Annotated in this window: 8 protein-coding genes and 1 pseudogene; 6 read left to right on the plus strand and 3 right to left on the minus strand. The window is 42.7% G+C overall.

The genetic code is table 11. The features are described from left to right. Nucleotides 1-7: 7 nt before the first annotated feature. Entirely contained in the window at nt 8-283 is a 276-nt protein-coding gene (locus C6W44_RS09715; protein ID WP_105245217.1) for a TIGR00366 family protein, read from the plus strand. Between the two features lie 291 nt (nt 284-574). Continuing rightward, nucleotides 575-1,225, plus strand: a complete 651-nt coding sequence (locus C6W44_RS09720) for a glutathione S-transferase (RefSeq protein WP_264755619.1) — start codon at nt 575-577, stop codon at nt 1,223-1,225. Between the two features lie 40 nt (nt 1,226-1,265). Here C6W44_RS09720 and C6W44_RS09725 read toward each other — a convergent pair whose 3' ends face one another. After that, nucleotides 1,266-2,489: a siderophore-interacting protein gene (locus C6W44_RS09725; protein ID WP_105245221.1), complete on the minus strand. Its 1,224-nt coding sequence runs from the start codon at nt 2,487-2,489 to the stop codon at nt 1,266-1,268. 253 nt (nt 2,490-2,742) lie between these two features. On the opposite strand from C6W44_RS09725, the pseudogene C6W44_RS09730 reads away from it, so the two are divergent. Next, nucleotides 2,743-2,931 (plus strand): annotated as a pseudogene (locus tag C6W44_RS09730) (LysR family transcriptional regulator); the annotation flags it as partial. 172 nt (nt 2,932-3,103) lie between these two features. Next, nucleotides 3,104-3,940, plus strand: coding sequence for a hypothetical protein (locus C6W44_RS09735; protein WP_158676710.1), 837 nt, complete (start codon nt 3,104-3,106; stop codon nt 3,938-3,940). Nucleotides 3,941-4,247: 307 nt separating this feature from the next. Here C6W44_RS09735 and C6W44_RS09740 read toward each other — a convergent pair whose 3' ends face one another. Continuing rightward, complete coding sequence (locus tag C6W44_RS09740) at nt 4,248-9,962, minus strand: UvrD-helicase domain-containing protein (RefSeq protein WP_105245225.1); 5,715 nt, start codon at nt 9,960-9,962, stop codon at nt 4,248-4,250. A gap of 835 nt (nt 9,963-10,797) precedes the next feature. On the opposite strand from C6W44_RS09740, the gene C6W44_RS13410 reads away from it, so the two are divergent. Together C6W44_RS13410 and C6W44_RS09750 are read left to right on the plus strand one after the other, a co-directional pair. Then, complete coding sequence (locus C6W44_RS13410; protein WP_158676711.1) at nt 10,798-11,076, plus strand: hypothetical protein; 279 nt, start codon at nt 10,798-10,800, stop codon at nt 11,074-11,076. 200 nt (nt 11,077-11,276) lie between these two features. Beyond that, a complete protein-coding gene (locus tag C6W44_RS09750) occupies nt 11,277-11,819 on the plus strand; it encodes a hypothetical protein (RefSeq protein ID WP_105245229.1) in 543 nt (180 codons plus the stop codon). On the opposite strand, the gene C6W44_RS09755 is transcribed toward C6W44_RS09750, so the two are convergent. Beyond that, a protein-coding gene (locus C6W44_RS09755; protein ID WP_105244334.1) for an IS3 family transposase occupies nt 11,816-12,999 on the minus strand; the annotation gives its coding sequence in 2 pieces (ribosomal slippage) (nt 11,816-12,726 and nt 12,726-12,999; 1,185 coding nt in all). The genes C6W44_RS09750 and C6W44_RS09755 overlap by 4 nt on opposite strands. Nucleotides 13,000-13,118 lie beyond the last annotated feature (119 nt).

Here is a 13,118-nt window from a genome sequence, read left to right on the forward strand (position 1 = left end):
TTTACTTATGAAAGCAATTACCCGTTTTTCCAATAGCTTGATGGAAAAATACTTACCTGATCCATTCTTGTTTGTGCTGATATTAACCTTAGTAATTTTTGTGATGGGCTTAGGGCTCACTGAGTCATCTCCTATAGAGATGGTCACGTATTGGGGCGATGGGTTTTGGGCACTGCCGGCTTTAGCCATTGCAGGACTCAAAGCCAAAGACATCATGGGTTTTTGTGTCATCGTGCTGATAGTCAGTGGTGTGGTGATTGGGCTGGGTCTATTGTTTTTATAAATGCTGCTTTTATAAATATAGTGAGTTCCGTATAAAAACGATACAGTTTCACGTTGACATATAATGTATCTGTTTTATTTAGAATCCACCATGTCATTTGTATAGACGTTTTCTGCATAAACGTTGTTTGTATAAATAAAGCCAGACCTTGCCTGCTTTAGGGGTGAGGTCTTTTTTATGTTAGTCTAGGGCGTGTCATCGATTAGCACGTATAGTTGCTTGAAAAAAACGGCTAAGCCTTGCAATCTAAATGATGACATACCCAGTGATTTTGATTTTATTGTGAGAAACATGATGAGACCTTCCTTGCCGCTCTTATATTCTTTTCGCCGCTGTCCTTATGCCATGCGTGCTAGGCTTGGCCTTGTGTTTGCAGAGCAGCAAGTGGTGCTGCGCGAGATTGTCCTAAAAGACAAGCCGCCGCAGATGCTAGCGATTAGCCCAAAAGGCACGGTGCCTGTGCTACAGCTTGCTGATGGTACTGTGATTGAAGAGAGCTTTGATATCATGATGTGGGCGCTAGGCCAGCATGATCCAAGCCGCTTGCTTGATGCTCAGACTTTGTTTCAGGCTAATGCCCTAATCGATAAAAATGATAATGAGTTTAAGCATTGGCTGGATCGCTATAAGTATGCGGATCGTCATCCTGAGATGAGCCAAGAAGAGTATCGCCAGCGCGGCGAGGCGTTTTTGCAGATATTGGAGACGCAGCTGACCGATAGCACTTATCTACTCGGAGATGGCATCAGCGTTGCTGATATTGGTATCATGCCCTTTGTCCGTCAGTTCGCCCATGTAAATCGCGAAGTATTTTACCACTTGCCGTATCCACACCTGCAGCGCTGGCTGAAGCATTGGCTGGCGCATCCGCTGTTTTTGCAAGTGATGACGAAGTATCAGCCATGGCAAGAAGGAGACGAGGTGGTGATTTTTCCATCCTAACTCATCTTAGCCTTGTCCAAGCCCAGTCCTAGTCTGGGATTTAGTCATGTCGCCAATATACCTTGACCACCACATCGCTACGCTCAAGCCCCAGTCTTTTTTGTAATAAAGGGCGGAGCGCCTTTGCGGTTTTTGCCTCTAGCGCGCCCCATACTTTGTCGATCTGTAAAGGCTGCTTGGCTAAATAGTCCGCCAGTTGTCTGTCGATCTGCGGCGCGACGTTTTGCCCTACCGAGGCAGGATCCATTATCATAGGCAGTACGGTAAAATGACGGTCGATATGATGTCGGGCACTGTTTTTGCTGCTGTCTTTGGCATCGATGCTCAGTGTAATGTCATCAAAATACTCTTGGTCAGCGGCATCTTGGGTGACACAAATGATCAGCGGCGGCATTGGGTTGTCCCATAGTTCTAATAAACGTGCTGCTGTGGGCATGGAGGTCTCATCGACGATCAGTAGTGTCTGTCCTGTGTGTAAATGCGTCACTTTTTCAGGAAACTCTTGTTTGGTGACCACAGTATCACCTGCCTGCAGTGCCATGGCCCAGTTGCCGCCTGAGGTATCGCCATGCAAAAAAACATCGACCCATGCTCGTACGCCATCAGCGCTCCGCCATGCTTTTCTTAAGGTGTAGTAGACCTGCGCTCGGGCGGGCGGCGCGGTGTTTTTGCTAGGCTGGCTGCTGCTGGCTGTCATCGCGTTATGCGCCAAATCGAACAAATACGCGTAGCCTGCCTCGTTTGTAGGCACGGTATCTGGGCTAGAGCTGTCATGACGATGGCTTTGTGAGTCCATACTAAGCTCAAGACGCAGCATGTTTTCACTGACTTTATAGCTGCGCTCTACGACAAAGACCTGCCGAGTCAGCTTGATGGTTTTTTTGCCCAGTTTTTTATCTGCTCGCTGCCGAAGCAAAATATACTGCTCTTGTAGCTCATCGACTTGCGTGAGGGGGGCGGCAAAACCAATAAAGAAAGACCGTGGTTGCCGGTGGCTGTCTTTGGAGTCGATAGGCCGCGTCGCCAAGGGTTTGGCTTGCAGGCAGATACCTTCTGCATAAATCGCAGTTAATTGCACCTCTGTATGCTCAAGTTCAGCTGACGATAATGGGCTAAATGCCCGCAAAAACCCAAGCAGCTCATCGATGTGTTCTTCATTGATGTGAGCGATGATGCCCGCTATCTCAGGGTCGTTTAGATCGGTATAGAGCTGGGCTTGATCGTCTAAGTCGGGGGTAGTTACAAAAGAGGAGGCGAGGGTCATAGGTATACTCACAAACAACAAATATTCAAAAAATTATTTATATTAAATGTAATGATAATTGTTTTTGTTATCATTTACGAGTTGAAATTTACTAAATTTCTAAAAAGTAGACAGACTGGCAGGTAAAACGATTTATATCGTCTCTTATAACTGGGATAATGTGGTTATAGTCAAATCTAAATAAATCAGATACATGGCTATGTTTATTTTAGAAACCTCTTTTACTGATATTTCGAATGAGAACCCATAAGTTATGAGCACTGATGTTAAGACCCCTTTGGCTTTTAGAAGATACCCATCGACGACCGCTTTGCAGTGTTTTGAGACGGCAGCTCGGCATTTGAGCTTTACCAACGCCGCGCAAGAGATGCACATGACGCAAAGCGTTATCAGTAAGCAAGTCGCGCAATTAGAGGAGATGCTGAACCTGTCGCTGTTATATACATGTTGCTGATCTTGTTGCAAGCCACCAATTACAGCAGGCTAAATTGACTCTACCTTTAGATGTAGTTAACAAGTTGATTGGCACCAGTCGTATGGATCTAAAGCAGCATAATCCACTTGCTTTAGAGAGTAGAGATGACAAGGTTCATCTCAATCAAATCAGACCATACGTGAATCGTAAAATTGAGTGTAAAAAATTAGCCTTTACTCACAAGGTAAAAGCGCCTTATCCAACTAGCCATAATAGCAACACTGTCAAAAAACAGCCTTCAGCCGTATTTGGTAGCTATAGCCGTGAGGTGATAGAAAAGCTGTTATGCGACATAGAAGGTGGGCAAACGCTAGGAGAAGCTAGTAGCTTAAACTTTAGGTATGATGATGCGTTGATGATTTATGAGCGTGCATTGAGCTTGGTAAAAAAAGACGATGGAACGCTTAATCATAAGCTCATCTCTAAAAAACGTAAACAACTCTCTGATCATGTTTTAATCTCGCCAACACCGCTGCATTATCGTGAAGAGCAAGCGCTGGTGTATCAATGCTTTGATAACCTTGAGGCGCTTTATACCTCTAAAACAAGCAGACGTGAAATAAAGCAAATACTGGAGGTGTTTTACGAGAAAACCAATACCTCAAAGAGTGACATTCGTTTTACCTTTAAGCAAAAAAAGCTGTTTTACAGCTATCTAAAAACCATGTGTCAAATTCTACCCAGTAAACATTGGCAGGTAAATATCAGCTGTATTGAGTCTGAGCCTTATATCAATGAGAAGAATAAAAAAGCGTATCGTCCTGTTGTCAATAAGGCTGCTCAGCTTAAACGTATAGAAGAGTTTAGACAAAAAGTCCCTAGTTTTGAAGGCGAGGTTACAAGCACAGGTAACTATAATGGTTATGCACTAACGGTTATTAGTCCGCTTAAGCAGAAAGGCAAGGCAAAGCTGTCTTCGGCTTTGATGAGTTATGTGTTGCATTTTTTGCTTATAGTTGAGGGTTTGAGTGATTGATATGTACCAAGTTTGAATGTACGGGATTTACGGCAGGGGTCATACTTAAACGTAAGATTTAAAGTGGCACCTTATAGAAAACCTCTTAAAGTTATTATTAAATGCTACACGTAAAAAAGCCAGGCAACCTAAGCTGTCTGGCTTTAACGATCAACATTCATTTATTTTATTTGCTTGTTCGCCAAGAAGTATGCCCGCATATTGCACATGTTTGCGCGCTCATGGTTATGATGATGTTAGACTTGATTTGTTTAAATAGCTCTAAAGCATTTCTCTAATAGAAAAAGAGGCTTATTGTTTTAGTCAATCAAACACAGCGCACACTAAAGCGAACATACGGCACAATTAGATAATGACTGCTCTCACTGCCTTGATACCCAGCTTTTTCGTACCAAGAGACATCTTGCTGATAGAATAGGGTAGTGGTAAATCCTGTCATAGCTAAGTGCTGATTACCTTGGCCTTGAGATGAGTACTGCTTAGCAAAGGCTTTCGAAAACTGGGCAATTTGTTGACCTTTAGATGAGTAAAAACCATCGCTTTTTTTATCTTCTTTATAGCAAGCAACGTTAAACAACCCTGTTATATTGTTTCGTGTTTTTGTCCAGCTATTACTACAAAACGTCTCCTCTACAAACTCTCGTCCCGCGTTATTTACTAGATCACACGGCGTTAGCATGAGTTCATCCAAGCGCATAAAGCGATGAAAGGTTAACATGGTAGGCGGATTGATCATAAGTAAGTCAATTCGTTCGCCATGGATAGATAGGGTTTTGGCAAGGGTAGGATGATGCGATTTATGATGTAAAAGCAGACTCAGGGTTTGCTTGGCTCGCGTTAGTGCTACATAAAGGGGCCTGTCATGGCTATGATCGGTTGCAGTAGACGACTGCTCATCAATCACATAGACGTGATCAAACTCCATGCCTTTGGCGCTATGATAAGTGATCAATATAACTTGGGTTTTATCATCATATAAAGTCGCTTCAAGCGTTTGGAGCACCTGCTCATAAGTCACATCTGCCATCTCTTGAGTACGATTGATAATCGCATCCCACGCTTTATCTAATGGATTTAGCTTTTGTTCGCTGCGCCAGCGCTCTAAAAATGTCGCTACATTACCTTCTATCACATCTAACCGTTTGGTACTCAAATGAGTAAACAACGCTTGTCCTATAAAGCTATTGATAGGGGTTACTTGCTCGTTTTCATTGTAGCGCTGACTACTAATACCCAATGCTTCAAGATAATGCTGTATGGCATCAAAATGTGACCATTTGGGGGCAAGCACAGCTATGGTTTGTAATTGTTGTTGAGTATTAGTTCTGCCTTGCTCAATAATAGCTAGACGCTGCTCAATATCAAAAGCTATCCAAGCGGCCATATCAACCCCTTGGGTTTGCTTATAATAGCCATAGCGGATGGGCCTGTCTGGATAAGGCTGTGTGGCCTTGATACTATGCTCAGCTTGTTTCAGACGCTCATTGCTTGGTAAGCTAGACGCGATAAACGCATTGGCAAGATCGACGATGTTATCAGCGCTGCGATAATTGTCTAATAAATAAAATTTTTGCTCAGTATTAACGTGGTAGTTATCGGCAAACTGTTGAATATATTGGATACTGGCACCGCGAAAGGCGTATAAGTTTTGGTCATCATCACCGACTACCATGAGATAACCGCGCTGCTCAAAGTTGCCATCATCAGTATCACTATCAGCGTCTATAGCAATATAGCTATCTTCTGCGTCATTACTATGGTCGTCTTGTGATTGAAGATCCGCTAGTAGCCCGATCATTTCATACTGATACTCATCAATATCTTGGAACTCATCGACCATGATGTATTGAAAATGCTGTGGCCGCTCCTGCAACTGACTGATAGCTTGCTCAATCATCCACTGATAGCGTGCATTATCACGACGTTTTTGTTGATTTTTCTCCTGACCTAGATGCTCAATACGCGCGGCAATCTCATCGAGCGCCGTATCGGGAGCGTCTTTTTCACTAAGTCCAGTAATTTGGCGCGCCAGCCCATGAAAGGTCTGAATGGTAACGTTGATTGCATGATAACCGATCAAAGTGAGCAGGCGCGATCTAAGCTCAGCTACTGCCAAACGGTTATATGCCAAGATCAAAATCTTTTCAGGCTTGATTTCCTCTAGCATAAGTAAGTACGCCACTCTGTGTACCACAACCGTGGTTTTACCAGAGCCAGGGCCGGCGAGGACCATAGCGGCGCGGCTGGTTTCTTTGATAATTCGTTTTTGAGTAGCGCTAAAATAATCAGGTAGGATCTCTTTTACATAATCCTTAATATAAGGTTTATGTACATCAACGCCATTATCAATATAGGTTTTAATTACTTGAGCGAGTGGCTGAGTAAAGTAGTCCTCAATAAGCGCTTGCTGAATGCTTGCCTCTGCTTGTAGCCAAAAGCTGAGCATATGAATACGGGCGCAGCGGTCCTGATAGTGGGTTTGCAAATACTGATAGGCGTTTTCATGATACTTAGTAGTGGGCTTTCGATGTTTCCCGATAAAGAAAATAGCATCTTGACTGTCGTCCAAACGGCTAAGCTCAATCAGTTCCAAGCGCTGTAATTGTTCAAGCTGGGTCAAGATAGTGTCAGGATCGCGCTGTAGCGCTTTGGCAAGAATGTCTAAATTAAAATCTTTACCATCACCGTCTTTTTTGTCCGGTAGGGCAGGTAGCAATTGCTCTTCAAACAAAGGTGTCAACTCGGCTATCAGCACTTTTGCATAATGAGTCCAGCTCAGCCAATCATCGGTTAGCTCTGCATCGATTTGCCATAATTTAGTGTTATTGGTAGACGACACAAACACTTGCGTTGCGCTATGATTGCGCGTTTTTAGGATCCCCAATGCCCGAAACATTGGCAAGATATGACGTTTAGTCGATAGATTGTGGCGCTGCTGAGCTAGCCAATTATCAAGCGCTTTGGTATTGAGTTGGGTCATGCCTTGCGTCTCTAACGCTTCTATCGCTTCAGTGCTACCGAGTGCCCCATAACTGCTATTAAGACACTCTTCCATAGCAGCAATAATTCGGCTTAACCGATTAAATTCGCCTTTTAGATAGCGATGAGTATATTTTAGTCGCACGCGCGCTATCACCTGCCACTGAGCGTGGCCTTGATTGACCAATTCGCGCAGCCCTTTTAACAGCGACTTGACTGAATAACCAAGCGCTAGTGCTAATTCCGGTAAGTGATAGCGGGTCAGGCCAGTATCGTTATTACCGACACTATTACTATTAGAGCTTTTATCTTTGTTGTTTGTGTTTCGATTACTATTTGACTGTGCTGCTGTATTTAAAGAGTCATCGGTAAGCTGCTGTAACTGCCCATAGAGCTTAGCCATACTGGTGTGCTCGCTAGCAGGCGCTTGGCTTGAGAGTTTAATGCTAATCCAAGCCGGTTGCTGGTCTTTTTCAGTCAGTAAGCCATAACGCTCAAGGGCAAGTAGCGCTACCCTAACTTGAGTGTTCAGCTGCTCGTCCTCACCGTCTGGCGCAAGTATCGGCGCAAGTACACTGCTTGGGAACCATTGGTCTTGCATGGGTTTAGTGAGCGCTGGACGTATAGCGGTCCAGCAGTCTCGCAAGGTATTGGTATTGGGTATGCGCGACTGTCGCTCCTGAAAGAACAGGGCTTCGATGTCCTTTTGATCCCAAAGCATATAGGCGCTACCGACCTCATAAGACTTACGCGCCGCCCGGCCAATCTCTTGAATATACGATTCTAAATTATTTGGTGGGCCACTATGAATGACGGTATGAATGCCTTCTTTATCGATACCCATGCCAAAAGCATTGGTACATACCACCACGTCCAGCTCATCATTTTTGAACTTCTCAAGTACACTTTTTTTCTGAACATCACTTAATTTTGAATGATAAGCCGCTGCCGCTAAGCCTTGCTGGGCAAAATCATCAGCGTATTGGTCGCAGGCTTTACGGTTACGCAAATAGACAATAGTCACGCCTTTTTCGGGATGCTCAGGATATTGGCCCTCATACCAAGCTTTGCGCTCATTAACTATTTTATAACTATGCGCTTCGCGCTCATCCTTGCTGACTTCTATAAAATGAGCGCTGATATCATCACGCCAAATCTTTAGGTTTTCAATATCCGTGCCATACTGCACCAAGTCTTTGTTATCGGTCAAAGTGGTAAGCTTATCTACCAGCTCACTTTCTAAATCGTCTTTTACGCGCGCGGAGGCGGTGGCAGTTACCAAGCTAATAGTTGGCGGCACAAATTCTGACAAGTTGCTACTAGGGGTTTTAGATGAATTAGGATTATGCTGATTAGACAAGTCACTTAACATATCCAGCTGGGGTTTGTCTTTATTGGTACTTCGCTGCTCAAGCTGCTGTGTAAAGCGTCTTTGTAGCTCATCGCTATAACAGGCCATCATATGATCGGCGATGCGCAAAAAGTCGGGGCGAAAATCAGTACCCCATTGGCTAAGCGTATGCGCCTCATCTAATACCCAAAATGCTGGCGGGCGGTTCTTCAAAAGTTGCCGAATACTGTGAGTACGTAGGCGCTCGGGACTCATATAAATGATATCGATATCGCCTTGCCAAATACCATCTAAAATCTCTTTTTGGGTATCTATTGATTGACCTGAGGTCAAATAAGCAATACGGCTGGCGTAATCTGGCAAATCGGTATGTAGATTAACCACCTGATCTTCGATTAACGCCTTTAGCGGTGAGATGACTACCGTTAACTGACGCTTATATTTGCTGAGTATCAGAGCAGGTAACTGAAAGGTTAAGCTTTTACCGCCGCCTGTGGGCAATATGCCAAGGGGGATATCTTTATTCATCAGCACCGCTTTGACGATGGATAGCTGTCCTTCTCGCAAACGCTCAAAGCCGAAAAAATGCTGGCATTGCTGGTTGATCCAGTCGGTACTTGGCGCCTGCAAATGCCAAAAAGCCTGCTCAGCTTGATTAAAACTACGGCCGTGAATCGGATGCTTGGTCAGCCATACGGGACGGCGTGCTTGCGGCTTATCAAAATAGCGTAGCCAATTTATAAAAGTAGCGATACCCATATTTTGCCATAGTATTAAGTGCTCCTTATTATCGTGAGTCTTATAGCCCCCATTAGCTGAATGAGCATCGGTAATGCATTGCTCTAATAGGGTGATAAGCGCCGTCTGATTACCAGCGGACAAGTTAGCAGACAGCTCGTTAAAGATAGTATCTATATCAAAGATATTGTCTTTATCGATAGCAAAGTAGCCTTGGTTAGCATTTTGATCGTGATTTTGACTGCTAAGCTGGTTTAAATGCTGAAGCTGCGGTAATAGCTTATGAAAGAGTATTTGCATATTAGCGGGTACAATCTGCCACGCCTGCGCGCAAAGCTCAAATACACAGCGACTCTCTAAGCAGTCAAGAACAGGGTTGTTATAATCGGCATTGGCTTTATAAATTTTGGCTAAAGCATGGCTGGGCTGATGCGGAATAAACAGGCAGCTTAGTATCAAGGTATCCCAAGATTTGGCTTGCCAGCTTTGTAGTGTTTTATGAGTAATATCAAAGTCAGTAACAGGAGTAGTGAACGAATTAGTTGAGCGCCAATACTTATTGTCAGTAGTCGCTAAAGCGTCCATTAATAGTGTAGACAAATGCGGCACATCAAATTCAATAAGGTGATGACCCCCTAAAAATTTAGCTTTTTGTAGTAGATTATAAATAAAATCAGCATACTGCTGGAATTCTTGAGCGTTAAAGTGCCAGTAGAGGTTGTCAACTAAAAAAGCACCATCAATGAGCGCATTGCTTTTAGGATTGATCTCGAGATCCAGCCAAAGAGTTTGAACCTGATCTAATTTTGATAGTAAAAGCGCAGGGTGATCAACGGCTTGCAATTGCTCAATGTTCTTTTTTGCATTGAGACGCAAGTATTCAGGCAAGCTGCTAGGTTTAGATGGTGAAGACAAAGGAGGGGTAGGTTGAATAAAATCTAGTAGGTCTGACATGCTTTTAGCTTCTGAATAATGAATAAAAAACTAGACGATAGTATATAGTTGGCTGTTATTTATAGGGATATTAGCATTAGAAAGTAATCTAAGCTATTGAATTAATCTATAATCTTAAGGTGTTTCTGATTCTCATATGACAATACTATTTTTGTACGCAAAACTTAGCAAGTAGAAGAGTTAGATGAATTGTTCAATCCTAACTATAGAAGGTCAAATACATCTAATGACGGTCCACGGTTCACGGTTGCGGTGTTAGAAATGTAGTGGGCATAAATTCTATTAGTTAGGATAAGTAAGTGTTCGAGGACAGTCACTCTAAGCGCGAGGCGTAGAGCTATATTCGGAGTATGAATTGACATTCAAGTTTTTACACTGCTTAGCACGCACCCGTGATGGGTGCGACAGCCCCTTTTTCTAAATCTTCAAAAAATTGGGTTTGGTTAAATGCCATGGAAGTCTCTTTCGATGAATTACGGGTGTAAATTAGCAGGCTAATGTGCAATTATAGCGCTATCTTAGAAGATTGAAAGGTTTAGTTGCTCTGAATGTGGTGATAGGTTGTCTTATCAGTTGCAATAATAAGACTAGAATTTTATTAATGAGATCTAGTAATGATAGTTAGTGACTATTTTCACGGAGATTCTATTCGTATAGGAATGATCCAGCATGATTGCTATGGAGAAGCATTACGAATCATCGTTGACTTTGCTAGTGCTAAGCATCGTGAAGCTGAAGCCGTGGTTAATGTTCGTACAGAGTTGAGTGATTTACGTGATGAGCTGAATAGTTTTGATCATAGAACTTTGCAGTGGCTGCATGACTGTATGACTGTATGGCAGCAGCGTTTCGTATGGAATATTGTCTTAATGCAGATTTATTTACTTATAGTACGCCAGATCCACACACGCCTGCACAGACGGTGTCATTTTGGCTTGAGTTTTTAAGAAAAGAGCTTGCAAGGGTGTTTTCTCATCACTTAGAGCTACCCCGATTGATACTTACTGCTGCGGCTTATCCAAACCCTGATAAGCGAGGGATGAAGGCAGAGGATGAGATTTATGAGCTTACTAGGCGACTATATCCTGATTTGAAACGCTTTCAGTCTAGATAATTCAAAAGGATTTTCGGTAGTTTGCTAGCTGTACAAATTTATCACTATATTCCTGTTCACCGCGAGTGCGAGGATGAATCGATTTAGTATCAGTCTTAAAAGAAGCAGATTTAGGATTACCTGCCAAAGAGATATGTCGTAAATACAGTAGCATGTAAGTGGACGTTGCGAATTTATCAAACAACATGTAAGGATAAGTCATGGTGCTAAAGCCAATACAAAAGACTCTGGCTAGTTTGACAGAGAAAGAGTGGATCACATCTCTACAGCACCACTATTTAAGTACAGAAGGGCCATATGGCGATTCAGAGATAATTAATTTGGATGTAACTCCAGCGGGCTTAGCAGATGCAATAGGTATGAATGGATACTCCGATGAAGAAATTCAAAATGCATTCATGTCAATCTTTACTAGAAAATCAGTAAGGAGCTTTCTAGGAGAAAAAGTAAACAAGGTTCAAGGAGTAAGAGCATATCATCATTTTCATTTTTTAATATTATCTTGTTTAATCGCTGCTACGACGACCAATGCAGGGGATAGCAATCAATATCGAGAAAGATTAGGCGCTTTACTTGCTGACAATCAAGGTGCTGAGCAAGGTGTAAGCGGCATTAATAGTTTATGGCTGGCTTTAACGAAATGGATAGATAGTCAAATCCAGCAAGGTAAGAGTTATAGAAGAATTATTTTACCTAAAGATATAGGAAATATGACCGTTATTGTAGTGGTCAAATATTTTTAGACAGTACTTAAGAGGTTTTTGTTGAAATAAAGTCTCTCTTTCTCGCTTGGTGTTAAATACTCATTAAAGCTGTGTGGTCTTACACTTTGATAATAGCCCCAAATATAATCATTTACTGCCTGCCGAGCCTCATCAATATTGTCATAGCCGTTTTTTGGCATCCACTCTGTCTTAAAGCTTCTAAAGAACCTCTCTGTAGGTGCATTGTCCCAACAGTTGCCTCGTCGGCTCATACTATGCGACATACCATTGCACTTGGCTACGCATTTAGCATACTCTTCACTGGTATAATGACTGCCTTGATCTGAATGAAACAGCACGCCTTTAGGCTCAAGTCTTATGTGATATGCCATTTTTAGTGCAGATGTGGTCAGCTGAGTATTCGGGCTATCTGACAAGGCAAAACCAACAATACGTCGAGCATATAAATCCATAACGATGGCTAAATAACACCATCCGCCTTTGATACGAATATAAGTAACATCACCTGTCCACACTTGGTTTGGTGCAGTGGGCGCAAACTGACGGTCTAGTATGTTTCCATAAACTTTATGGAATTTTTCACAACGCCTGTACTTATGTGATTTTATCTGTCGACTAATCAACCCCATTTGTGCCATCAGCTTACCTGCTCTGTAGCGTGTGAGTTTAATGTCATGTTGATGCGTGACGATAGCAGATACCGTCCTTGCACCAGCCGAGCCATTTGACTGTTCAAATACTTCTCTGATTAAGGCTTTGAGCCTTATAAGTTCAATGTCTATAGACCTAGATTTAGTACTGTTATAATAGCTACTTCTAACAACCCCAAACAGTTCACATAGCTTGTGTTTGCTAATATGCTTATGATGCTCTGCAAGCTTGGTTATTAGCGATAGACGCTGAGATTGTCTTGGGCTAGCAGAGCAGATGCCTTTTTTAATATATCTCGCTCCATCTTAAGCTGCTTGACCTGTTTTTCAAGCTCTTGTATACGCCGTAATTCAGGCGTTAGGGCTTTGCCTTCTGATGGCATGACACCTTGCTGTTCTTTACGGTATTTATATACCCAATTCTCTAAGGTGGTTTTGCCGATACCTAATGAGTTGGCTACTTCTGGTATCTTCCTGCCTTGATCTTCAACCAGTTTAATGGCTTCTAGCTTAAATTCTTGGCTGTAGCGTCCGCGTTTGGTGGTCATATCTTCTCTCCAGTCTTGGTGATAGTATAACCTTGTATCTTGAATAACCGCTTAATACTGCCAACGAAAGTTGATAAAATAAAGTAATTATTCATGAGCATTGAGAGTATGAGTATAAC

It is taken from the genome of Psychrobacter sp. Marseille-P5312 (genome assembly GCF_900291405.1).
GTDB lineage: Bacteria > Pseudomonadota > Gammaproteobacteria > Pseudomonadales > Moraxellaceae > Psychrobacter > Psychrobacter celer.